Genomic DNA, 23,570 nt, shown 5'->3' with positions numbered 1-23,570 from the left:
GCGAGTCTAAAATTCAAACACCGGTCGCGATTGACCTGTGACGATTCCCCGGTGATTCGCGACCTCGAGCGCGGGTCCAAACGCCGCCAAAGCCTGCTCCTGTTTCGTGGAGAGGACACCCAGTTGACGCAGGGCTTCCAGCATCACCGCCGGGCGCGCGCGACTGCGCCATTCAAGATTTCCTCCCATACGCGAGGCATCGCCATCCGCCACTTTCAACGCGATGCCCATGCCCGGGGAATCGCTCCCCAGCGCGCCGGGCATTATGCCGACAATTTGGAATCCTTCCGCGCCGCGCTTGCACACGATCTTTCCCTCTCCCGCCAGCATCAGTTGCTGGTCGAATTCGCCGTAGCCGCTGATCATTTCGGGATGAGCCGTCATCGCCGTAGTGATCTTTTTACACGCGGCGGCGCGAGGCTCAGCCAGCGCGCGCGGGTCGCACAAACGCGCCATGCCGAGCGCGGCATTGAACAGCGGAACCGCAAAATTCGGCGCGGAGCATCCATCCACGCCGAGGGAAATGTCGGGGGTGGGGATCAGGCATAAATCGGAGAAAGAAGCGAGGATGTCCTGTTGAAGGGGATGGTCGATGTCGAGGTAATCATCCAGCGCATAGCCCCGCAGGGTTGCGTATGCCAGCATGGTGGTGTGTTTTCCCGAGCAGTTGTTGAAGTTGGCTGTGGGGGCGCGTCCGCTGAGAATGAATTCCTTGAACATGGGAGCATCTTCGGGTAGGTGCGCTCCGCATTGTAGTTGGGATTCGCGGATGCCGATCTTTTGTTGCATCGCGGCGACGGTCTGCGCGTGCATGGCGCTGCCGATGTGCGACGCGCACGAGATGGCAAGCTCAGCCTCGGTATACCCGAAGCGCTCGATGCCGCCATGCTCTACGAAGGGAAGCGCCTGGAATGGCTTGGCGCTGGAACGCAAAAAAGCGACCTTGTGAGGGTCGCCGTAGGATGCGATCAATTTGCCGCGAGAATCAACAACCGCGATGGAGCCAAAATGAATGGCTTCGACAACCTTGCCGCGCGTGACTTCGAGGAGAGGTTGCGGCGCGTTCATCATTCATCCATCGTATGACGCGAGGAGGCGTGATAGTTGCGGATGTAGTATTGGTGCAGCCCGTAACGCAGGCGTTGGGCGAATTGTTTATTCCGCGTGATGGGCGGTTTGGACTCTTTGATGAATTGTTCGACGAGTTTATCGGCGGAGGCGATGGGGGCGCGCTTCTTGCCGAGTTTGTCGAATTTGTCGTAGACGCGTTTGAGCATTTCTGCCTGCGCTTTGATGTTTTGCAATGTGACCATGCCGCCGCGCCCGCTTACCACAGCGTAGCCTTTGTAGGCGGGGCTGAGGAGGAGGTTGAGGGATTCGATCCATGCGGGCAGGTCGGCATGGGCGAGGAACGGAGGTTGGCTCTTCATCACCGAGTCGCCGACGAAGACGATGCGCTCGGAGGGCAGGACCGCCCAGATCGCCCCGCGTGTGGGACCCGCGTGGCTCTCCAGGTGGATCGGGGTTTCGCCCCAGTGCAGGGAGAGTTGGTCGACAAAGGAAATTTCGGGGGGCGCCCAGCGCACGCTTCCCAACCCCGGAATCGACTCCCAGTTTGCGCCCGTCTCCTCGCCTTGGGCTTTGAAGGTGTTGGGGCGGTTGCGGAAGGCGAAGGCGGTTTTTTCGTGGGCGATGACCGTGCAGTCCATGGCGCGCGCGCCGAGGGTGCGGTCGGGGTGCGAATCGAGGTTGACGAGCATGCGTTCGGGTCCGTTGCCCATGCCCATGAGCGAGGCGCGCCACATGCGGCTGTCTTCGGGCGAGGGTGGCGCGTCGATCAATACCAGCCCGCGCGGCTGGCTGATGACTCCCAGCGTGACGCCGAGGTATTTCTCTTCAATATAGACGTTCTTGCCGATGGATTCCATTCAGGCTCCCGTAGGTTTGATGGTCTATCTTACCATCACCTTTTTTCTATTGCCATGCGAGATTTATAGGGCAATCGCGCCGTCTGATTACCTTGCGCAATGCTTGGTGGACGCGGAAGAACGCCGATTTTGCCGATTCAAAAGAAAGAAAATCTGCGTTTTCCGCGTGACCCGGCGTCCCGAGTTTGAAAGTCAGAACTTACGCAGTTGGCGGGCAGTTCGATTTGCCAAGCAAATCGTGCCGCCGCCGCCGCGCAACCACGGCGCAACAGGTTCAACTGCGTAAGTCCTAACAGTGTAAGGTAATCTAACAATCCGTGTGAATTTGTGAAATCCGCGGCTAAAGTTTTTGGGCTGTCCTGTTAATAACGGTAGAATCGTAATAGCAAGATTCGGGTCGGTACAATTGTATGCGTTCCATACCATGTGCCGCGCGTAATACTTTGCAAAACTGCTCCATCGTAATTTTGTCGTTCCCGCATCATCAAGGAGTTCGCTTGAAACCAAAACACTGGCTCGTATTCATCCTCCTCGGCGCGATCTGGAGTTCATCCTTTTTATGGATCAAGATCGGCGTGCAGGAAATCGGTCCCATGGCGTTGACGTCCTTCCGCATGTTGTTCGGCGCCATTACGGCTGTCGCCATTGGCGTCTACCAAAAAGTGGAATGGCCCCGCGATCTGAAAACGTGGCTCATCTTTGCCGCGCTTGGACCTGCCAGCCTTGCCGTCCCCATCTTCTTCATCTCGTGGGGCGAGCAGACGATTGATTCGGCTGTCGCATCGATCCTCAACGCCACCACTCCGTTGTTCACCATCTTCATTGCCCATTTCATTCTGCACGATGATAAGATGAGCGCGCAAAAAGTTCTTGGCTTGTTGATCGGCTTTGCAGGGACGGTCGTTCTCCTCAGCGAAGACCTCCTCACCAGCGCGCGCAGTTCGATCCTTGGGCAAGCCGCCGTGATCGCCGCCTCCATCTTTTACGCGGGGAGCGCGGTCTTCGCGCGCAAACTCACGCAACACGTTCAAGGCACCGTGCGCGGCGCCATGCCTTTGATCACCTCCGCCATTTTCATGTGGATCGTTGGTCCGCTTGTCGAAAAACCGTTCGAGTTCCCATCGTTGCCGCTCACGTGGATTTCGATCCTGTGGCTGGGCATCCTGGGTTCGGGCTTGGCAGTCCTGATGCTTTGGTATTTAATTCATGAAGTGGGTCCCACCCGCGCCACGCTGGTCACGTATCTTTTTCCCGTTGGCGGTGTGATCCTCGGTGTGATATTCTTGAACGAACATCTCTCATGGCAATTGCTGGCTGGCACGGCGCTGATCATTCTCAGCCTCGCCGTGGTCAATTGGCAACCCTCAAGACAGGCGCAACCCGCGAAATGAATCCCAAACCCGAAAAAACGTTTCTGGAAAGATACGAATCCCTCCTGCCGATCGCGTTGTTTCTGGTTTTCCTTGCGTTCACCTTGCCCGGTATTGCATGGGGACCGTGGCACCCCGATGAGATCGTTGTCCGCTCGATCAAGGCGTTATACGGCGAGTGGAAGTTCAGCGAGATCAACTTCAACTACCCCGACCTGCCACAGTATGCGATGTATTTCCTGGGGAGAATCATCCTCGCGCTTGGATATTCGGATGGGGAAATCCTGATCGCTTCGCGCGTCCTTTCGGCTGTTCTCGCAGGCGCGACGATTCCCCTGACGTACATGATCGTCCGCCGCGCGGGAGGGAGCATTCCCCTCGCAGGCTTGAGCGGGCTCTTCCTCCTGTGCGTCAGCGAACTCTCGTTCAATGGGCGTTTCGCGCACAACGATACGTATACCGTCTTCTTTATCACCTTATCAACGCTGGGTATGGTCACATACGTGATAACAGACCGGCGTGGCTGGTTGTACGCATCGTTCGTCGCTGTCGGCATGGCGGCATCGAGCAAATACACAGGAATCGGATTCATCCCTGCTTTGATTCTGGTGTACTTCATTCTGCAATTCAAAAACCTGAAAAAAGACTGGTTCACCATCGGCGAGACGCTGTTCATCAGCGGCGCGCTCGCCTTTTTAGGGTTTGCCTTCGGCACACCCAAAGCGTTGACGTGGATGGCGTACTTCTTCAAACGAGTCTTTGCCGCGCTCGAATGGCAGGCAACGTGGGGGCAACACGAAGGAAGCGCGCGCGGACTCACCGGTCAATTCCCGATGGCGCAAGGGACTCTTGGAACAGCGTTGTATTATCTCTTCATCGCCGCCGTGATTTGGGCGGTCTATCGCGTGATACGCGAATATCGAAGCAAGGAATTAAACCGCACATCGCAAGCGGGCTTCTTCGGAATATTGTTACTTGGAATTTTCTTCCTCGACCTGCCTGTGATGATCTCCTACAACTACCAGCCGCGCTATTTATTGACGTTCATGCCCATGCTCGCCATCCTTGCGGCATATTTTGTTTCAGAAATTTATACTCGCGTGAAGCAATTTGGAAAACCGATCTATGCAACAGCAGTCATTGTTATCGTTGGCGCGGTCGTGTTCTATTCGTTCGCGCGGATGGTCAGCATCGCGATGTTATTCATGAACGACGCGCGCATCCCTGCAACGGATTTTATGAAAACCCTGCAACCCGGCACATCGCTCGAACATACGAATTATCCGCCGAACTATGCCGATGGATTCTTCGAGCGCGAGCATAACTACCCGCTTCATATTCAAATGGGCGCAACGGACACGCCTCCCATCGACAAACCGTACGAGTTCAACAAAGCCGAAGAGGGACTGCTTGAGCGCGGAACGGATTACCTGATCGTGGACAGTTTCACCGCCAGCCGCTTCAACGATTCCTATGTGTGCGACCAACTTCCGAATGAATGTGACTTTTTCAAACAACTTGCCACAGGTGGGAGCGAGCATTATCATCTCATCGCGGAGTTCAGCTATTCCCTGCCGTGGTATTTGCCGCAGGTGCAAGTTGCGATAGCGAATCCCAGCATCCGCATCTACGAGCGAATCAAATGAACGATTTCAGAACAGGTTTTATTGCGATCATCGGTCGTCCGAACGTGGGCAAGTCTACTTTGGTGAATGCGTTGCTGGGGCAGAAGATCGCGGCGGTCTCGCCGAAGCCGCAGACCACACGCAAGCGTCAGTTGGGGATACTCACCAGCGACAAGTATCAACTCGTGTTCGTGGACACGCCCGGCATTCACAAAGCGCGGCACAAACTCGGCGAGTTTTTGAACCGCGAAGCCGAAGATGCGTTCGAAGGCATGGATGTGATCCTCTGGCTGGTGGACGGCTCTGCCAGACCCAACGAAGAGGACGCCCAGATCGGACTCGTCCTCAACAAACTCCCGCGTCGGACGTCGCTTGTGCTTGCCGCGAACAAAATGGACTCGGTCTCCGCTGAGGCGTTGAGTCGGACTCTCGAAGCGTACCAAGCGTTGGCGCGGAGAGACGCGAAGGTCGTTTCCATTTCCGCCACGCAGAATCAGAATCTGAATGAGTTGATCGAACTGCTCGTTTCGTTGAGTCCGTTTCGCGCGCCTGAGTTCGAGGAGGATCAAGTCACCGATTCGTATGAGCGCGATATTGCGGCGGACTTGATCCGCGAGGCGTGTTTGCATAAACTGCGCGAGGAAGTGCCACATGGCGTGGGCGTGCGCATTGACGAGTTCAAAGAGCGTGAGAATGGGATGCTGTATATCGGCGCGACGATCTTTGTGGAGCGCGATTCGCAAAAGGGGATCGTGATCGGCGAAGGCGGCAAGATGTTGAAATCTATCGGGAGCGCGGCGCGCAAAGAGATCGAGACGATGGGCGGACGACCCGTGTTTTTGGAATTGCGCGTGAAGGTGCTGAAAGATTGGCGCGACGATGAGAACGCGTTGCAGAGGCTGGGGTATCGGATGGGGAAGAAGAAGAAGCGGAAATAATTGCAGGCGACGTTTTCGTTGTGAACAAAAAACACTGGACTAGTTCAGCCCAGTGGTTGGCGAATCGTTCTCGTTATTTCAGATATTGTTGCGCGGCTTCAAGGAATTCGCGCGCCTGATTGATCAACTCTGCCGCAAGTTCCCTGCTGATTTCAGCATCAACATCATAATCGCCAGAAATGCGGGTGTCGAATCCACCTCTGAGCCAGCGATGAAATTTTGGGTCGAGTTCTTTGGTTTTCGCAAAGTGTTTTCCATATGCCGCAATGACCTGACCGTGTTGGCTGAATTGCAAGCCGATTTCAAACAACAATGCTTCGGCGACATAGAACATTGCGTAATATGCGCGTCCCGCGGCTATCTCTTCCTTCCCCATATTCAGCAAACCCTCCGCGCCCTCAATCGTATCCAATGCTTTGGCAAGCAGTTTGCTGGAATGTTCCTTCATGCAGGCAATCCTTCTCTGCGAATGTTGTATAACACTGGCTTCTCAGACTGTTTCCATTGTATTTCTTTGATGAGGATGCAACTTATCGTAACGTCATATTCAAGCGACACATCACTGACGTAATCACTGGAACGTCCCCATTCTTTCCAATAATCCTGATAATCGGACAACAAAATCATCACATCCACATCTGAGCCATCGCGGTAATCTCCGCGCGCGTATGATCCGTACAAATAGACGGCTTTCAACGTATCCCCGTATATGCGGGTGAGACCTTCTTTCAGTTCGCTCATCAGTTTCCTGATGTGTGCTGGGACTTTCGACTTCATACAATGATTTTACCCCACCATCCAAAATCTGGCTTGCATCCCTCGTTTCAACCCTGTAAACCCCTCTCCCGTCTACCACTCGCTACACTCGGGTACGCGTCCCCCAAGGGTGAGAAGCATTTTGCTCCTCAAACAAAACTTTTTCTTGGAAACTCAACCGCTCCGCCTCACAGAAAAGAAGTCAACTCCATGCCTTCTCCCTTGGGAGCCCACAGGGTGCTTCGCGAAGGGACAAATCAACACGCCGATCAATCACCTTGATCTGGGTGAGGTCCCTTCTCGTATTCTTCCGAACAATTCCCGCAACAAAAATCAGCGACGGGTTTGTTGTTCTCAAATTGACTCAGCGCCCTCCCGCAATTGGGACGGAACCCCGCACGGCTGACCCATTCCTCCATCATCACGCGGATGCGCTGGGCGGGGCTTGAATATTCATTTGCGATTTCTCTCGTTAATTACTTATCAGCGAATCTTTGTATGCTAGAGCCCTTCAAGCGCAAAATACCTCATGATCGCGCTAAGCGTAAAGGTATCTTCAACCTTGTCTTCCCGTATCATCTTGAGCAGTTCTTTTTTGGAATAAAACTTGAAATCCGCTATGCCCTCTTCTTGATTTGTTTGCGTCTCGACTTCTTCCACATCAAGAAGAACCAAACCAATAGGATTTTCAAAGAAAGCTGTGTTTGAATATAAATTTCCTATTTTTTTGCTATCGACAACTTCGCAATTGCCGATCTCTTCAATCATTTCTCTCTTTGCAGTCGCAAGATTGTCGTCATCATTAGAGTCAGCGAAGCCTCTTGGACAAGCCCAAAACCATTTTTCTGGAATAGGACGCCACTCCCATACAAGCCCAATTTCGTTTTTCTGATTCCGAACCAAAACCACCGTATTGTTTTTCGACTCTTTAATTGAATAGGTGTCATACAAGAATTCGCCGTTCGATGATGTAATCATATAGCGCAACAATTTTACATTTAGTTTGGAGTTCTCCAAAATAACGCTCGTGTTAACTTCTCCAGACTGCCAATCAAGGTTTTTTTGGCTATTTGCAATTTCTTTTTTTCTCAACGGTACATTATTTTCCACTTTGTTTTTCCTTTAATTCAATTTTGTGTGCTTATTATTTCTAATTTGTTAGAGCGAAAACTTCTAGTAGTGCAAGTTGATGTGCAAATTCATAAGTCTTGTTAGAGAATTCTTATTCGTGGCTATCAGGCAATTTTACTGACCTCTTTAGGTCCTCGCGAACACGCGCAATGGCTGTTGACTCTAATTTATCTTTCTCAGATTTCTCAGCCATTTTCTCTAGCTTCAATGACAGAATACTGGCTGTAGCAGCGCCAGCGGCAGTCCAAAACAATGAGTTTTGAGCATAAAAACCAACCGCACTACCAACAACGGCTCCTAAGGCGGTTACGCCTGGTACTATAAACGAAGTTAGGCTTTTGGTCTTCGAATCATATTGTATTTTTTTTCCCAACGACGAAGCTAAAAGGGTTTGATGGCTCTCAAAGGATTCGCTTGTTATTTTCTTCCACTCCTCCAACTTTTTACTGAAATCAGGGTCTTTGGAGTCAAGTTTATTATATAATGCAAGATTATCTTGTAAATTATAGGCACTCTCACGAACTGCTTTGTCTTCATTCATCACATCAACAACATCATCCCAAGTTAAAACGTTTAACACTGAACCATCTTCAGTCTTTTTAGGCAGAAAGATTTCTAAGGCTTCCTCTGCAACAATTCCATATTCTGTGTTTAATGTCTCTGCATTTTCCAGTATTTGTTCCCCATGAGATGATGGGGTATTAGGATCATGGTCTGTAACCGAATAAACACCGCGCCCTCTCGGGCTTACGGATGCTCCAAGTTTCTTGTTATAGGATATGTCAATGTAATCTTTTAGATCACGCCGTAGGTCAATTCCAAAGTCCTCAATTAATCGATAAAGTACACTACGATCTTCTCGGGAACCATGAAGGTTTTGAGACATCAATTTTTCGTCAAGTTTTTTTATGGCTTCAAAAGGAATTCCTTTTGAAGGCGAATATTGAAGATCGTCTAAATCTTTCCATATTAGACGATCGGATTTTCCTGCTACTCTAACAACCTTTTTTTCAAGAGGGTGTAATTTCCGTAAATAATTATAAAATTTTTGTAAACTGTGGGCTTGCTTCCGAAAATCCTCTCTTATGCTCGAGTCAAGGTCAAGGAACACATTTTCAACCATTGAAATAAATCTTCTTGATTCGTCGCTATTTCTCAAAGCGTCAACCATTCGGTCTCGTATTTTGGTATTATCATCCATGCCTACCCAAGCGGAAAATACAAAAATTTTCTTTGTTAGATACTCAACGCTTAAGTCTACCAACGCTTCGGGAGTATATTCCGCTGGTGCTACCACTCCAGATTTAAAATATGAAAGCGCTATCGGGGGGCGATCTAAAGAGTCCATACGCATTAATTCTGGGACTGATCGTAGAAATGCTACCGAATCAAATGCTTGGTTGTTTGATAAAAGAATAGTTTCACCATGTAGTATTCGTAGCATTAATTCTGCATTTGCAAGGGAAATTGCATTTCCTTGTATCTCTTTAGAAGATTTTCTCCACCACTCTGTCGCAAACTCATTCGGATAGGCTGTTTTAGAACTATCAAGAAGATCTACGTAAGACATAAACAACTCCTTCCTGTAAATTCAGTAAATACTGCGTATCTTGATTATCCATTGAGAGTATTGTACAGAAGAAATGAGCAAATTACTATACGTGTAGGTAAATCAAAAGGACAGATTTGCAACCTGCCCTCTCAAACCTAAAACCCCAACTCCTTCCCCGCCGTTGGCGGGACAGGCAAATTCTGCTCCTTGCTCACTTAAAATCCTAGGTCTTGCAAGCTCTGTTCTTTACTGCGTTTTTCCTTGCCTCCGAGCAATTCCTTCCAAAACTCCTCGTCATACCTGCGCGAGCGCACAGGCAGAGGCATCGGCACTCCCCAGCCGAGCAGAAGCACTTCCTCTTTCGGTTGGAGTCGCGCCAGCATACCGCGTAACGCCTCCCGTCCCGCGAGACCCGAAAGAACAGCGTGGATATCGTCCTCGTCGCCGAGCCAGCCTGAGATGCGCGTCCCCAACTGTGACATGACCTCGTCATAAATTTGCGACGGGCGCTGGTCCACGATCAACAGCGTCACATAATATTTGCGGAGTTCGCGCGCGATGGTCGCAAAGGTCGTTTGCGCCGCCATCTCGCGGTTCAGCAATTTGTGCGCCTCTTCAACGACGATGATCAACTGACGCGGCTCCTCTTTTCCATGCGTGCGGAACGCGTTGGTCTTATGCTCCCACGCGTTGCGGATCTTGCGCGTCAACAGATTCGATACGAGCAGATAATCCAGGTCGCTTTCGTGTTCGCCGAACGACAGGATCACATGCTGTCCGTTCTCCAGCGAGGCGATGATCTCCTTCACCGAATCCGCCGCGGGCTTCTCCACGATATACGGCTTGCCGAACAGCCTGCGCAGTTTGTCGTGCAGAGCCTCCGCCGCCGCCACGTTGACTCCATTTTCATTTGCCCACGCCGCCACACTTCCCTCCGCAGGCACTTCTTTCTTCTTTCCTCTTTCATCTTCGATGATCACTGTCTCACGCGACATATCGCGGAACCGCGCGAACCACTCATCTCGAAACGACGCGTACAACGCGTTCAACGTCGTCGGAGTCGTCTCGCGCAGATTCAATTCGCGCATCAACGTCTCGATGTCACTTGTGGATATATCGCCCGTCGAGATCTCCAAATTAAAATCGGGGACTTGCCCTCGGATGGTTGATCCGCCTCCCAAGCCGACGATTCGAACCTTCGACTTGAACTTGGTCTTCAATCCCGTCACGGCTTTTTTCGTGTCTGACGCCACATCGTCAAAACCATACTCGTTGTGCATATCCAGCACGAACACCGAGGCTTTGTTGTAGTGCATCAACCCCGCCAGCACGAGCCGCGTGAGGAACGACTTGCCCGTGCCAGTCGCGCCGAACACGCCCGACGATCTCTGCACGAACTTCTCCATGTCAATGCACACGGGATGATCCTGTTCGCGCGTGTACCCGATGATGAAGTTCCCCTTCTCGTTCGGGTCACCGAAAATTTCCGCGATGTCGCCTTCGTTCGCCAAAAATACCTGCGCGTGATGCGGCGGCACATTCTTGACGGGCAATATGCGCGGCTCATCTTTGAGTCCCGCGTCGATTCGACCGCGCCAATCTTTATACCCCGCCGTCCCCAACTGCGGACCGATCTCCAGCATCAGGTTCGGCAACACTTCGAGATTCGCGTACAGCGTCTGCCCGTGCAACGCCTTCGAAATATGCGACGGGAACCGTCCCTCCATCTGCTCATCCGCAAAGCGCGGGTCCGTCGCCCCAAGGACGATGTCCGTGACGATGCCGTAATAATTCCACTCTCCGCTTTGGATGACCACAAACGCTCCCTCCTGAATCTCCTGCGGGGAAACAGTGAGCCTCACGCGAAAGTTTTCTTTTAATCCGCCGCCAACCAAATATCCAACTTTTGTTCGTTGTTCCATAAATACCTCTCATTCCTTTCCAACTCAGTGGTCGAGTAGGGCGAAGCCCGTATCGAGAACCGCCAATAAGCAAAATAATTTTCCGTGACTCCGCGTCTCCGTGGTTCAATATTCAATCCCGAAGGGATGAAACGACTGTAGAATCGCCAATCAATTCATTCCAACCCCGAAGGGGTGTCATAGACTTGTCCAATCATGCCATCGCTTCGCGATTGGCAATCCATATTCTTCCAAGTCTACAATCATGCCATCCCTTCGGGATTGTCATCATGCAACATCGCTCAACGCGCCCAGCACGGACATCAACGTCGGGTAATCATCGCGCAATAAGGTAATCACTTCATGCGTCGCTGCCTCTTTCCACCCTTCGGCGTTGCTCAGGGCATGCTTTCCACTTTCCACGCCCCTTGCTTTACTTGCCTGCAAAATATGCGCCGCAACTACTTCACCAATAGGAATTTCCTGATTGTTCAAGATGTGCCTGAAATATCCGAACTTCTCGGTGAAGCGCGCGAGGTCGTTGTTATCACACTTGAAGATCACATCCAAACTCAAGGGCGGACGCGGCGGCAGAAGGTGATGAATCTTCCCATCCTGCTCGTATCCCACCGCCAGCACGGACATTTCCACGGGCACGATTCTTCGCTCGCGGTTGTCTTTCATCACCTCGTCGCTGACATTATCTGCTGTGACGAGTTGACGCACCAGCCCGTCATCGTCAATGTGAATGTCGTAGATGATTCCGAAGATCTGATAGGTTTCCCCCAGCGGCGCGCGCACCAACGCCCCAAACGACGGCGCATCCAGTTGGTTGACGCGGCATCCCGCCACGAATCCCGTTGTCCCTGCGCGGAGTAACCGTCCGATTTCGATTTGGCTTGTCATTATCCATACCTCTTTCTGCCGCTTGAGAGAGAATCCTTGCCTGTTTGTTTATGGGAAGTGTCGTCAGTTTCTTCGCCTTGTTTTCTCAGTTCCATAGAAAGCAACTGTTCAATCTGATGTTTTTCTTCGTTCTTGACCACTGCAATTTCATGAGCGCGATTAAGCAAATAAGGGTAGGGTTTATTCCCCATCATCTTGCATTGCTCGACGAGAACCGCGTGAAGCAAATTCAACTTCTCTTTGTCATCCACCACCCATTTGGGGATTTCGACGCGCACGGGCCAGGGATGTCCATCCGTGCCGACGTTGAGATAGAAGAAGTGAAGTTCCAGCACGCCCTTATACGTCTTCTCGGAATTGGATTGGATTTTGAAACATGCCGAACGATGACCGGGCGGGAGTAACTGGAATAATTTATTATTGTAGCCAAACAGCCAGCGGTCGGTGACGTATTTCAGCGGCGGGGCGTTGCGCAGTTTTTCCATTTCTTCAGGGATGGTGATCTGGGTCAATTCAAGAAGCTTCACAACCAAGCTCGACGAGGGTTTGTCGATGTATCCCGCCGAAACGACGCCGCGCTCCTGCAAGCGCGAGAGGACAGAGACGTACTTATCCAGGATGGAGCGATACGCGCTGGGGCTGTCAATATCTTTGGCGCGAAAAATCTCCAGCGTGCCGTCTGTAAATGAAACGACCGACTCGCTCAGATCTTTGCTTAGTGTTTCGATGACACTGCGTTCCGCAAGGTCGCGCCGCAATGCCACGCCGCCATCGGTGGTGAGACCGTTCTCTTCGATGGCATCGCCGTAGAAAAGTTCGCTTTCCACTTCAACCGCGGGCGTTTCGCCGGAGTTGGGTTTCATGCAGATCGCCCCCACATTGATGACGCAAAACTGAACCGGGCTGTGCCGGTCGGCGATGGCTTGCGAACCGTCGGCGGCGATTAAGGTTGGGGAAACAGAGACAGGCTGAACGTCGAAGGAAGAAGCGAGGGGTTCATCCAATGGGCAGGCGCAGCGGATGTTCGTATCCGCTTGTTTGGCGGAATCCACTTTCGAGCGGAGGAAATCCAGTTGACTGCCGAATTGTTCGAGCAGGCGGCGCGCTTGGGCTTGGGCGTCCTCTTTCTTCTTTCGCCTCTCTTTTGCGCCCGCGCCAATGGATTGGATCTGCGTGTAAACTTCCTGATAGTTGATCGGCATAGAACAAATGTACAAGGATTGTACAGGCAAAGCGGTTAAAATTCAAGCCATGCGCGGGAACTTTCCCTCGCGCCCAGCGTCTTCATAGTGGCAATCATATGAAAAGGAGTATGAATGAAAACCAAAACCATTGTAGTTGCAACACTTGCCTTGCTGGCTCTGGTTGTCAGCGCGTGCGGGGTTGCGCCCGCCGTGAGTGGCAATAGCGCGCCGAACCGCACGATGAGCGTGGCTGGCTCTGGCACAGCCAACCTTGTGCCGGATATCGCCTATATTTATCTGGGTGTGCACACCGAACTGCCCTCCGCTTCTGAAGCGGTGCAGGCGAATAATGCCCAAACTCAGCAGATGATCGAAGCGCTGACCAATTTTGGCATCGACGCCAAGGATATCCGCACGACCAACTTCAGCATTTATCCGTTCGACAAATACGATCCGCTGACCGGCGCCCCCACCGGCGAAAAGTATTACTCGGTGGATAATACCGTCTATGTGACGATCCGCGACCTGAGCAAACTCGGCGGATTACTCGATACGGTCGTGACCGCCGGCGCGAACACGGTCAACAGCATCCAGTTCGATGTGGCGGATAAGGACTCAGCCCTCAAGCAAGCCCGCGCCGATGCGCTCGCCGACGCGAAGTCGAAAGCGGAGGAATTGTCCTCGGTGGCTGGCGTTTCGCTGGGCGAAATTCAGACCATCACGTTCGTCGATAACCAGCCCTATCCTTTGTATGACGGACGCGGCGGCGGCGGTGGCGGCGGGGCAGAAGCGGCGGCAGTGCCGATCGCGCCCGGACAACTCACTTTCGTTGTGACCGTCAACGTGACGTACCAAATCAAATAAAAAGACGACGCGCTCCCGCGTCTCTCCCAGCCTGAGCCTGCCTCTCCTCCTCAAGGGGCAGGCTCTCCGCTTTTAAAGTTTCCACTGCTCCTTGCCGATCTCTGCGAATCTTCCAAGGGTATAATTTCTTCTCTACCGTACATGAGAAGACTTTTACCGCAAAGCACGCTAAGGCCGCCAAGTTAAAAAGGTTTTCTTTGCGGGTGTCGCATGGCACCATGGCGACACTTAGCGGTGTAGATGTACGGTAAAGAGATAATGTCAAAACCTTCGCGGTGAAAAGGAGTCATCATGTTGAAAGTCGGATATATCGGTCTGGGATTGATGGGCAAGTCCATCGCCCGGAATATTTTGAACGCGGGATTCCCCGTTGTGGTTCATAACCGTTCGCGCGCCGCGGTGGATGAACTTGTGGCGGAAGGCGCGATTGCCGCTTCATCCCCCCGTGAAGTTGCCTCACAAGTGGATGTGGTGTTCACCAACCTGCCTGATTCGCCCGACGTGGAAAAGGTTGTCCTCGGCGAACAAGGAATCATCGAAGGCGCGCATCATGGGCTGGTGTATGTCGATAACTCCACCATCAAACCCGCCTCGGCGCGGATGATCGCGGAAACGTTAAAAGAGAAGGACGTGCTTGCGCTCGATGCCCCCGTCTCGGGCGGCGATATCGGCGCGAGGAACGGCACGCTCGCCATTATGGTCGGCGGCGAGGCATCCGCCTTGGAGCGCGTTATGCCGGTGTTGCTTGCCATGGGCAAGACAGTCACACACGTCGGTGACGCGGGAGCGGGGCAGGTGGCAAAAGCCGCCAACCAGATCATGGTCGCCGCGCAGATGGCGGCGATGGGAGAGTTGCTCGTCTTCGCGAAGAAGGCGGGAGTCGATCCGCGCAAGGTGGTGGAGGCGATCAAAGGCGGCGCGGCGCAATGCTGGACGCTGGATGTGAAGCCGCCGCGGTTGTTCGATGGCAATCGCAACCCCGGCTTCAAGGCGCGCATGCAGTTGAAGGATCTGCGGATCGTGCTCGATACGGCGAGGGAATATCATGTCCCTGTGTCGTCCACCCTTGAAAATACAAAACTCTTTCAACAGATGATCGACGCCGGCATGGGCGAACTCGATAATTCGGCGGTGGTCGGTGTGATCGAGAAGTTGGCGGGGGTTGAAATTTTGGATTGATATTGTAGGGGCGAGGTCATCTCGCCCCGTGTTCGTGATTCAACCATTGGGCAGGGAAACCCCGCCCCTACAGAAAATAAAATGAAAAAATATCTTCCCACCCTCCGCGATTATTTCCTCATCATCCTCTCTGCCTTGATCCAGGCGTTCTCGCTCCGGACGTTCTTCATCCCCGCCAATCTTGCTTCGGGCGGTGTGAGCGGGGTCGCGCAACTCATCAATCATTTCACGGGCTGGCAGATCGGTTTGATGATCCTCATCGGAAACGTTCCGCTTTTTATTTTGGGCTGGCGTTTCCTTGGCGGGTATCGCTTTGCTTTGCGGACTGCCGTTGCTATTGCCACATACTCAATTTTCATCGATCTGTTGCCAAACACTCTGCTCTTTGCGGAGGGCGGCGCCGGCGCGGCGTTGATCCGCGACCTGCGAGGCGATGTGTTCCTCAACACGTTATACGGAGCCATTGTGAGCGGTATCGGCTACGGACTCGTCTATCGCGCGCGCGGCACCAGCGGCGGTTCGGACATTCTCGCGCGCATCCTCAACAACTGGCGCGGTATTCCCATCACGCAAAGTTATCTCTTCGTCGATTCAGCGGTCATCCTCGGCGCGGGGTTTGTGTTCGGCTGGAAGCAAGCCCTCTACGCGATGATCGCGTTGTACGTCAGCGGACTTGTCGCCGAAACGACCCTCGAAGGCGGCGGCACCGTCCGCACGGCAATGATCGTCACCTCGGAATCGGAAGCGATTGCCCAACGTTTGTTGGATGAACTGCAACGCGGCGTCACCGTTCTCGAAGGTTCGGGCGCGTACACGAAGGCAAATCGCCCCGTGCTGTATTGCGTCATCACCCGCGCCGAAGTATCCACGCTCAAAGCCATCGTCAATGAATGCGATTCGCGCGCGTTCCTGGTCGTTGGCGCGGCGCACGAGGCGCTGGGTGAGGGGTTCAAGCCGTTGAAGGGGAAATAAAACAGACAATCTGATTACCTTACGCTTTCAAAATCGGGACGCTGATTCACGCTGACCCTTGCACCGCCCGCAAGGGCAGGTGAAACGCAGATTTTTTCTTTTGAATCACTCTCTACCTTACATTTGCACCGCTAAGTGTCGCCATGGCGCCATGCGACACCCGCAAAGAACGCAAAGAAAACCTTTTTCACTTGGCGACCTTAGTGCTTTGCGGTAAAAATCTTTCCTGTACGGTAGAGAAATGCGATAGTAGGGCAATCGCATTAGAAAATCTCGAGGCTCAAAACACGGTGTTTTGCCTTCGAATCCGCCAATCTTCGCCAATCTGCGCGAATTTTCCCGAGAAAGATTAGCGTGAATTCGCGAGGATTAGCGGACAAAAAATCCAAATGCGATTGCCCTAAATGCGATAGCCCTATTGCGCGGCTGTCTTGAATTCGCATGGTATGATTATCAGCGCAAAGCCCGTCGAGGCTTTGTATTCACTTCACCCAAATAAGGAAAACATGTCGCGCAATCGCATCATTCTTGTCACAGTGGGCATTATGCTCAGTCTGTTCCTCGCGTCGATGGAATCCACCGTCGTTGCCACCGCCATGCCCACCATTGTCGGTCAACTGGGCGGGCTGGAAAATTACTCATGGGTTTTTTCGGCGTTCATGCTGACGTCTACAACCACCGTTCCCCTGTATGGAAAACTTTCGGATATTTACGGCAGGCGCAAATTGTATGTCTTTGCGATGGCGCTCTTCCTCATCGGCTCTGTGCTGTGCGGAATGGCAACCACGCTGACCCACTTGATCCTCGCGCGCGCCTTGCAGGGAATCGGCGCGGGCGGGATCATGCCGTTGGCGTTTATCCTCATCGGCGAAATGTTTTCACTCGAACAACGCACCAAAATGCAGGGGGTCTTTTCAGGCGTGTGGGGAGTCTCCTCGGTGGCGGGCCCGCTCTTAGGCGGTTTCATCGTGGATCAACTTTCATGGCATTGGATCTTCTACATCAACGTGTTTCCCGGTCTGATCGCCGGGGTGTTGGTCGCGTTTGCGTGGCGGGATCAGGCATACAGTCACGAAAGACCCGCGGTAGATTATGCCGGCGCGGCGTTGTTGTCGGCAAGCGTCGTCCTGCTCCTGCTCGGGTTAATGGAACTCGGCACATCCCAGGGCTGGGTTTTCATCGCGTCTGCGGTTGGTCTCTTCGTGATTCTCTTTCACGTGGAGCGCCGCGCCGCCGACCCGATCCTGCCGCTGGCGTTGTTCCGCGACAGGCTTTTTGCCACCGCCACATCGCACGGCTTGTTCACCGGCTGGGCAGTGTTCGGCACGATCTCATTCATTCCGCTTTTTGTGCAATCGGTGCTGGGCGCAAGCCCCACGCAGGCGGGCGTCACCGTCACGCCGATGTTGCTGGGCTGGGTGGCATGCAGTATTTTCGGCTCGCGTATTTTGTTGAAGGTTGGCTATCGTCGCTTGAGCATCATTGGCACGAGCCTCTTTTTCATCGGCGCGTCTCTGCTTGCCTTGTTCGGCGCGGACGCGAATCGCATTTTCGTGATGGTCTTCGTCACCCTGATGGGCATGGGCATGGGGCTTTCGATCCCCGCGTATGTGATCGCCGTGCAGACCACAGTCGAACGGCGTCATCTTGGGACCGCCACCTCGATGCTTCAATTCAGCCGTTCGATGGGTGGGACGTTGGGAGTGAGCGTGATGGGCGCCGCGTTGAGCGCGCGACTCGCCGCCAACCTCAACGCCTCCGGTCTCGACGTGAGCCTGATCTCCCAACTCCTCGACCCTCTCTCCACGTCTGGCGGAGTCGTCGAAACGGGCGCGCGCCTCGCGATGGCAAATGCCATTCACCTCGTTTTCATCATCGCCTTCGTTGCCGCCGTGCTGGGGTGGATCGCCGCCATCTTCACCCCGCGCAAAGAGTTGAAGGACAACCTCCCAACTGTCGCGCCAGCCATAGCAGACTAAGGATACGTAAAAATATAAATCCCCTGTTGGGGACGCAGTTGCGCTGTGAGCGAACAAACATATGGGAAGTGATTAATGTACAGACCCTAACATCCAAAATCGAATCCCCGCCGAACAAACGGCGGGGATTTTTCATTACAAATGACACATGGAATCAATGAGACAGCGTTGTAGTATTTAAAAAGTAGAACTCTTACCTAAATAAGTTTTGGTTAGCCACAGAGTCCACAGAGCCCTTTGAGAAAATCTCTTTTTTCTCTGAGCGCTCTGTGGCGAAAAGACTTTCGCAAGAGGTCTGGTAAAAGAAGCGCATTTCTTGTTGTCTCCAAAGCCCACCCGAATTGTAAATGTAGCGGTTGCTTGTGGAGCATTCGCAAAAGGAGGCTGTGATGGACAAGGAACAAAAGAAAAGTTTGGCTGGCGCGATGCTCGATGTCATCAACGCCGCCCACGTGGTGGAGGGTAAGCCGGCGATAGACGAGAAACAAAAACCTGTGTGGATGGATATTCTGGCGAATGCGCCCGATTATATTTTCATCCACCCCGAGCGGTATTGGGAGATCGAACAATACGTAAAGGAGGCGATCAAACAGAGGGCAAACTAAAACAGATTTTCAGTTTCCGCCATTTGGTTTTTCACAACGAATTTGCTCAAAGGAGTAGATGCCATGTCCAACCAAAATTCCATCTATGCGTTTTTCGCGCGCGCCGAGGATCGGGCAGTCGGCATGATGATCGACACCTCTTCCGAGGAAAAATGGATGAACAGCGTCCGCCGCGCGGTGGGGATCCCGGATGCGGAGATCCATCTCGTTCACGAGGGCGAATGGAATGCGCCCATCGTGAAATCTGTAGACCAAAACCCAAACACCTTCATCAAAGGGATTCAGGATTACTTTCTCTCCCAGAAACTTCCTCTCATGTCGAAGGCGGATTTCTCGCGGGAGCATTTGGGAGACCTGAAAAGCGCCGTGACCGGGTTGGTGGTTGCGCTGATCAAGCATCCCAATTGACAGCGCTGTAGAGAATTCCCAGGAAAGGAGCGTTCGATGAACGCGTATCAAACGGAGAATGTCAAGGGCAGGCTGGCGATCATCGAGATCAAGTGTCCGCTCTGTGATGAGACTACGCGGGCGACTCTGCCCGACAACCCATACGAGAGGGACGCCGAGCCTGAAATCGAATGTGAGGCGTGTGGAGGCGTCTTTAAATTCACCGATGGGCTTTTGTATCGCCCAATTGGTTACGCCAACTGAGCTGAGCGCGCCCAATTTGTACAGTAGGAATTGCGCAGTTGAACTTGTTTCGCCGTAGCGGCGCTTCAGCCGACCGCGTAAATCCTATAGAGGTAAGAATGAACAAGAAGCAAAAGGAAGAACGAGCATTGCAATGGATCGATGAGATCAATGTCCACCATGAGATCATCGAGGGCAGGGTGATCGTGGACGATCAGTGGAAGGATGTGTGGCTCAAAGTGCTTACCGAAGCCCCTGAGAAAATCTTCGCGCAACCCGGTTTCTACGAGGTGGTTGAGTTATACGCGTGGAAAGAGATCGTGAAGCAGAATCTTGGGCCCGACAACCAAGCCGCGTTTAATCATCTCACTCGCATGCTTGCAACCCTCGCAGGAGGATTGCCTGAATTCGCCCGTTGAACATGGAACAAGAAAGGAGTTTCTCATGATCACAAATTGGCAAGTGGTCGTTGGTTCGCCCCATACCGTTCAAGTCAGCCAGGCCATGTCTGGGGAGGTTGTCACCACGGTGGATCACCGGGAAATCTTGCGCCGGACTCTGCCGCGCGGCGAGGATATGGACTTCCCCTTCAAGATCGATGGCAAACCATGCTCGCTTCATATTTTGTATCAACTGGAGCGGTTCGGCGGCATGGCAACCATGGAAACCTGGCGCCATGAACTGCTGGTGGATGGCGTGAAGCAATACCCTGAGAAGAGCTAGATTTTTCTGAACCTAAGGGTTCGTAAAAAAATAAATTTCCTGTTGGTAATGCAGTTGCATGGCATCCCGCTTGCAGTGCAACTGCGCGCGAACAAACATACGGAACGTTGTTAATGTACCGACCCTAAGGGGGCAATCTTTTCTTATGTGGACGGTCTTCTGGAGCTAGGGGTTGTGCAATCTATTTTCAACAAACCTTGTGAACAGTATTCCCAACACCGCCCCTCCCGCAATCGCGGATACGAGCAGACTCACCGTCGTCACTTTGGACATGGCGAAGGGAACCGCGCTTCCCACATAGATTCCAAATTGATTGAAAACTACCATCGTCAGCAGGAGGGCGAGCGTTGACGTGAAACTTGTTGAGAGAGCCATCGTCAACGCGGCTTTGAGGTGGCGGAGCAGGAGTCCGTACGCAATGCCGACGCAGAATGTTGCGCTGAAAACGATTCCGCACATGGTGAGGGCGTAGAGGAGTGGAATTGGCATCCTATCGGCGAACCAGCCGTCCATGTTGGAGAGAGGCGAGAACCACGCCAGGATGAATCCGAGGGCGGTGGCGAGTCCGATCTTCCACCAGGCGCGGAATCCGCTGATTCGCCCGAGTGAAAAACTCCAGCCGAGCGAGCAGAGCGTTAACGCGAAAATCTTGTTGATGCCGTGGGCTTGGAGGAGGGCGATCAATGAGTCCACTGTTGCAGACGGGTTCGCTTCGCGGAAAAGAATCAGCCAAAGCAACAGCCCGGCGGGGAAGCCGAGAAATAGCGCGGCGGCGAGGGCGCTTTGCATTGCAACGCGGCGGGTGTTGAGGGGTTGTACTGATGTAGAGTTTTGGGTCATGGGTGTGCGATTCTTTTATCATACACCGGAGGGTGGTCAGTCGTTCCAACACCAGGCAAAAGGAGACGGCAATGGCTAAGAAAGCGACATCAAAAAACGAGAACGGACAGGAGCCGGAGATCGACGTCATCCTCATCGTGAAAGGCGCCGGCGAACAGGCGGAGGACGATCACCTGAACATCTTTCTACGCGGATTTTGGCCCGCGATCAAGGCGCTGGATAAAAATGCGACGCTGACACAGTTGACCTCCGGGTTCGAAGATTATTTACCCTCGCCTCATAATACGGATGGGAAATCGCACAAACATGTGACGGAGATCCGCGCCCGTCACCGGTTCGAGGAAAAGGTTGGAACAGGAATCCAGGAGCGGCAGACCAGCAGGCGTCTTTGGTTGAAGGAGTCTTATTGGGAAGCCGAAACCCTGCCTTCCGGCGCGCTTGGGAATCTCTCGCGGGAATGGCGCATGGCGTCGTTTGTGTTTGCGAACATGCTCCGCAACGCCGTATTCACACGGAATACGAAATGGCTAAAAGATCAACGGACCAATCAAAACTTTGCCTTTCAGCGCGGCAAGACGCCCGGCACACGGGCTTGGGATTACTTCGGTTATTACTTTTCCTATTTCTTGATGTTTGTGCTGGTTCTTTTGCCGTTCATTAAGATTCTGCCTACGGTGACGTGGTTCAACGAAGCGTTGAAGAACATCCTGGCTGATGAGATCTTCAACCTGCCGGGGTTCAACGGGCTGATCTTCGTGATCTTTACCGGGGCGGTCTGGGCGATTGCGCCGGCGCTCGAACATTCTGTCATGAGTTACCAGTATGCCAAATATCGGAGGTTGAAAAGCCTGCCCGTGCTTCCCAATTGGGTACTGCTTGCTTTGATCTTTTTCCTCGTGAGCGAACCGCTGGCTTACCTGCGCTTTGTCTTGGTTTTGCTTGGGCTTCAAACCTCCCTCGTGGTTGCGCGCGGACTTTTATGGGGGTTCCGAGCCTACGCCAATAGCGATGTGGATATCGCCGATTATTATTCTTATGAGGAAGACGGCCGGAAACTTGTGGGCAAGGTCGACGAGGTATTCCTGACCCGCCTGTTCTTTACCCCACTGATCTATCGTTACTTGATCTTTATGACGCTCCCCATTGGGTTCATTGGCGCCCTGCTGGTGAGCCTGTTGAAATGGACAAAATTTCTGGGCGGCATTGGCGCCTCGCTCGATAAGGCGCTCAACGTGATGTTGGTGGGATACATGGACGATGTGGTGAATTACGCGATGGACCCGGCGCAATCGAACCGGGTGAGAAGCGCGGTGATCAACGATATCGTCTATTTTTACAACAAGCCGGGCGTCAAACGTATCCATGTGGTGGCGCACTCGCAAGGCACGCCGATCACGTACGAAGCGTTGTTCCATTACCTCGATAAACAATACCAGGACAAAATCTTCACCTATACAACCATCGGCAGTGTCCTCAGTTACTATCATCATGCGCGGGGCGTGCTTGATCCTGTGTATTACGAGCGTTTCCCGGTCTCTGTGTCGACGGAGCAGAATTTCCCGAAGGGGTTCAAGTGGTTGAATTTCTGGAATTTCTCAGACCCGATCACCGAATTTTATGGACTGGATGAGTACACCTACTTTGAAAAGGCGCCTCCATTGGATACAAAATTCGCGCGAGGCATAGCCAGCCCAACCAATATACGGACGAAAACATCCCTCGAGAATCACGGAGAGTATTGGAACAATCTTGAGAAATTCGCAACCCCGCTCGCGAAACGAACGCTGGGAGAATTGCGACCCATGGAATGGAACCCGGATCTAGGCGAGAAAGGGGGCAGGTCCACCGGCAAGGGGGCGGATACAAGAAAGAAAGCGGAAGATACCGAGCCCACCGGGTGGCAACGCTACCGCCATCACCTTGCCGTCGTGGCTCTATGGCTAATCCTTCTCGTTGGGGCGTTCTTCGCAGTCCGCTGGCTGATCGACATCCCTGTTGTTCACCTGGTGTCCGATTATTTCATACGATTACATAAAAACGCGTTGGATGTTTTTCGTTTCTACATTCCCTCGAATGGCTCTGCCGCGCCAAAACAACTCGACGCCTTATGGTCCCAGATCCTCGATGGAGCTCTCATTCTCATTGGGATGTGGTTATTTGTCGATTGGGTCAGTCAACTGGGGAGAACCGCAAGTTTGACATTTAAAAAATAGACTCTCTACCTTCCCTTTCCTTTTTATCGCGAAAGGCGCGCAGAACGCCAGGTTCTTAAAGGGTTTCGGCTCTACCGTTTTTAACGGGAAACCTTTTTTTCAAACACAAAGGACACGACGGTCACAAAGGAAAACCCAAGGAATCTCGGCTCTGTTTTTGCCTTTGTGTCGCTTCGACGAACTCAGCGCAAGACTTTGTGCCCTTCGTGGTGAAGCTCTTTCCCGTTAATTACGGGAGACCCAGGGTTTCTTTGTGTTCGTGGCGGGCTTCTCG

Annotated in this window: 24 protein-coding genes; 13 read left to right on the top strand and 11 right to left on the bottom strand. The window is 52.8% G+C overall.

What is annotated here, in order from left to right; translation table 11 throughout:
• Positions 1 to 6: 6 nt before the first annotated feature.
• Positions 7 to 1,071 carry an asparaginase gene (locus AC16KF_RS04760; protein ID WP_484036154.1) on the bottom strand — a complete coding sequence of 355 codons (1,065 nt, stop codon included), beginning with the start codon at positions 1,069 to 1,071 and terminating at the stop codon, positions 7 to 9.
• Positions 1,068 to 1,928 (bottom strand): MBL fold metallo-hydrolase, encoded by an 861-nt coding sequence (locus tag AC16KF_RS04755; RefSeq protein ID WP_484036153.1) that lies wholly within the window; start codon positions 1,926 to 1,928, stop codon positions 1,068 to 1,070. Before AC16KF_RS04755 ends, AC16KF_RS04760 begins: the two co-directional genes overlap by 4 nt.
• Before the next feature lie 497 nt (positions 1,929 to 2,425).
• On the opposite strand from AC16KF_RS04755, the gene AC16KF_RS04750 reads away from it, so the two are divergent.
• Genes AC16KF_RS04750 through era form a run of 3 tightly spaced genes read left to right on the top strand, consistent with a single transcriptional unit; the run spans position 2,426 to position 5,861 of the window.
• Positions 2,426 to 3,319, top strand: coding sequence for a DMT family transporter (locus AC16KF_RS04750; RefSeq protein ID WP_484036152.1), 894 nt, complete (start codon positions 2,426 to 2,428; stop codon positions 3,317 to 3,319).
• On the top strand, positions 3,316 to 4,944 hold the full coding sequence (locus AC16KF_RS04745) for an ArnT family glycosyltransferase (protein ID WP_484036151.1): 1,629 nt from the start codon (positions 3,316 to 3,318) through the stop codon (positions 4,942 to 4,944). The genes AC16KF_RS04750 and AC16KF_RS04745 overlap by 4 nt, the downstream gene beginning before the upstream one ends.
• Positions 4,941 to 5,861 carry a GTPase Era gene (gene era, locus AC16KF_RS04740; RefSeq protein WP_484036150.1) on the top strand — a complete coding sequence of 307 codons (921 nt, stop codon included), beginning with the start codon at positions 4,941 to 4,943 and terminating at the stop codon, positions 5,859 to 5,861. The genes AC16KF_RS04745 and era overlap by 4 nt, the downstream gene beginning before the upstream one ends.
• Positions 5,862 to 5,934: 73 nt before the next feature.
• Here the strand turns inward: era and AC16KF_RS04735 are convergent, their stop codons facing one another.
• The 8 genes from AC16KF_RS04735 to AC16KF_RS04700 all read right to left on the bottom strand — a co-directional run bounded on the left by AC16KF_RS04735 (position 5,935) and on the right by AC16KF_RS04700 (position 13,309).
• Complete coding sequence (locus AC16KF_RS04735) at positions 5,935 to 6,309, bottom strand: HEPN domain-containing protein (RefSeq protein WP_484036149.1); 375 nt, start codon at positions 6,307 to 6,309, stop codon at positions 5,935 to 5,937.
• A complete protein-coding gene (locus tag AC16KF_RS04730) occupies positions 6,306 to 6,602 on the bottom strand; it encodes a nucleotidyltransferase domain-containing protein (protein WP_484036148.1) in 297 nt (98 codons plus the stop codon). The genes AC16KF_RS04735 and AC16KF_RS04730 overlap by 4 nt, the downstream gene beginning before the upstream one ends.
• Positions 6,603 to 6,886: 284 nt before the next feature.
• A complete protein-coding gene (locus AC16KF_RS04725; protein WP_484036165.1) occupies positions 6,887 to 7,081 on the bottom strand; it encodes a DpnI domain-containing protein in 195 nt (64 codons plus the stop codon).
• 37 nt (positions 7,082 to 7,118) lie between these two features.
• Positions 7,119 to 7,727 carry an NUDIX hydrolase gene (locus AC16KF_RS04720; RefSeq protein WP_484036147.1) on the bottom strand — a complete coding sequence of 203 codons (609 nt, stop codon included), beginning with the start codon at positions 7,725 to 7,727 and terminating at the stop codon, positions 7,119 to 7,121.
• A gap of 112 nt (positions 7,728 to 7,839) precedes the next feature.
• Positions 7,840 to 9,318 carry a hypothetical protein gene (locus tag AC16KF_RS04715; RefSeq protein WP_484036146.1) on the bottom strand — a complete coding sequence of 493 codons (1,479 nt, stop codon included), beginning with the start codon at positions 9,316 to 9,318 and terminating at the stop codon, positions 7,840 to 7,842.
• 197 nt (positions 9,319 to 9,515) lie between these two features.
• The gene (locus tag AC16KF_RS04710; protein ID WP_484036145.1) at positions 9,516 to 11,222 is read right to left on the bottom strand and encodes an ATP-binding protein; all 1,707 of its coding nucleotides are present in this window, start codon (positions 11,220 to 11,222) and stop codon (positions 9,516 to 9,518) included.
• A gap of 267 nt (positions 11,223 to 11,489) precedes the next feature.
• A complete protein-coding gene (locus AC16KF_RS04705; protein WP_484036144.1) occupies positions 11,490 to 12,107 on the bottom strand; it encodes a hypothetical protein in 618 nt (205 codons plus the stop codon).
• Positions 12,107 to 13,309 (bottom strand): DNA double-strand break repair nuclease NurA, encoded by a 1,203-nt coding sequence (locus AC16KF_RS04700; protein ID WP_484036143.1) that lies wholly within the window; start codon positions 13,307 to 13,309, stop codon positions 12,107 to 12,109. The genes AC16KF_RS04705 and AC16KF_RS04700 overlap by 1 nt, the downstream gene beginning before the upstream one ends.
• 114 nt (positions 13,310 to 13,423) lie before the next feature.
• Between AC16KF_RS04700 and AC16KF_RS04695 the strand changes: the two genes are divergently transcribed.
• From AC16KF_RS04695 to AC16KF_RS04655, 9 genes are all read left to right on the top strand, one after another.
• Positions 13,424 to 14,155 carry an SIMPL domain-containing protein gene (locus AC16KF_RS04695; RefSeq protein WP_484036142.1) on the top strand — a complete coding sequence of 244 codons (732 nt, stop codon included), beginning with the start codon at positions 13,424 to 13,426 and terminating at the stop codon, positions 14,153 to 14,155.
• 291 nt (positions 14,156 to 14,446) lie between these two features.
• Positions 14,447 to 15,334 carry an NAD(P)-dependent oxidoreductase gene (locus AC16KF_RS04690; RefSeq protein ID WP_484036141.1) on the top strand — a complete coding sequence of 296 codons (888 nt, stop codon included), beginning with the start codon at positions 14,447 to 14,449 and terminating at the stop codon, positions 15,332 to 15,334.
• Between the two features lie 81 nt (positions 15,335 to 15,415).
• Positions 15,416 to 16,306, top strand: a complete 891-nt coding sequence (locus tag AC16KF_RS04685) for a YitT family protein (protein ID WP_484036140.1) — start codon at positions 15,416 to 15,418, stop codon at positions 16,304 to 16,306.
• Positions 16,307 to 16,812: 506 nt separating this feature from the next.
• The gene (locus tag AC16KF_RS04680; RefSeq protein ID WP_484036139.1) at positions 16,813 to 18,285 is read left to right on the top strand and encodes an MDR family MFS transporter; all 1,473 of its coding nucleotides are present in this window, start codon (positions 16,813 to 16,815) and stop codon (positions 18,283 to 18,285) included.
• Between the two features lie 389 nt (positions 18,286 to 18,674).
• The gene (locus AC16KF_RS04675; RefSeq protein ID WP_484036138.1) at positions 18,675 to 18,890 is read left to right on the top strand and encodes a hypothetical protein; all 216 of its coding nucleotides are present in this window, start codon (positions 18,675 to 18,677) and stop codon (positions 18,888 to 18,890) included.
• A 63-nt stretch (positions 18,891 to 18,953) separates the two neighbouring features.
• Positions 18,954 to 19,298, top strand: a complete 345-nt coding sequence (locus AC16KF_RS04670) for a hypothetical protein (RefSeq protein ID WP_484036137.1) — start codon at positions 18,954 to 18,956, stop codon at positions 19,296 to 19,298.
• Between the two features lie 36 nt (positions 19,299 to 19,334).
• Entirely contained in the window at positions 19,335 to 19,541 is a 207-nt protein-coding gene (locus AC16KF_RS04665) for a hypothetical protein (RefSeq protein WP_484036136.1), read from the top strand.
• A gap of 98 nt (positions 19,542 to 19,639) precedes the next feature.
• Positions 19,640 to 19,939 (top strand): hypothetical protein, encoded by a 300-nt coding sequence (locus AC16KF_RS04660; RefSeq protein ID WP_484036135.1) that lies wholly within the window; start codon positions 19,640 to 19,642, stop codon positions 19,937 to 19,939.
• A gap of 25 nt (positions 19,940 to 19,964) precedes the next feature.
• Positions 19,965 to 20,243 (top strand): hypothetical protein, encoded by a 279-nt coding sequence (locus tag AC16KF_RS04655; protein WP_484036134.1) that lies wholly within the window; start codon positions 19,965 to 19,967, stop codon positions 20,241 to 20,243.
• Between the two features lie 165 nt (positions 20,244 to 20,408).
• Here AC16KF_RS04655 and AC16KF_RS04650 read toward each other — a convergent pair whose 3' ends face one another.
• Positions 20,409 to 21,083, bottom strand: coding sequence for a hypothetical protein (locus tag AC16KF_RS04650; RefSeq protein ID WP_484036133.1), 675 nt, complete (start codon positions 21,081 to 21,083; stop codon positions 20,409 to 20,411).
• Positions 21,084 to 21,154: 71 nt separating this feature from the next.
• Here AC16KF_RS04650 and AC16KF_RS04645 point away from each other — a divergent pair, with 71 nt between their 5' ends.
• Complete coding sequence (locus AC16KF_RS04645) at positions 21,155 to 23,296, top strand: alpha/beta hydrolase (protein WP_484036132.1); 2,142 nt, start codon at positions 21,155 to 21,157, stop codon at positions 23,294 to 23,296.
• Positions 23,297 to 23,570 lie beyond the last annotated feature (274 nt).

It is taken from the genome of Candidatus Defluviilinea gracilis (assembly GCF_057138825.1).
Note: the sequence above shows the minus strand (reverse complement) of the source record. Positions and strands in the feature narration are given on the sequence as shown.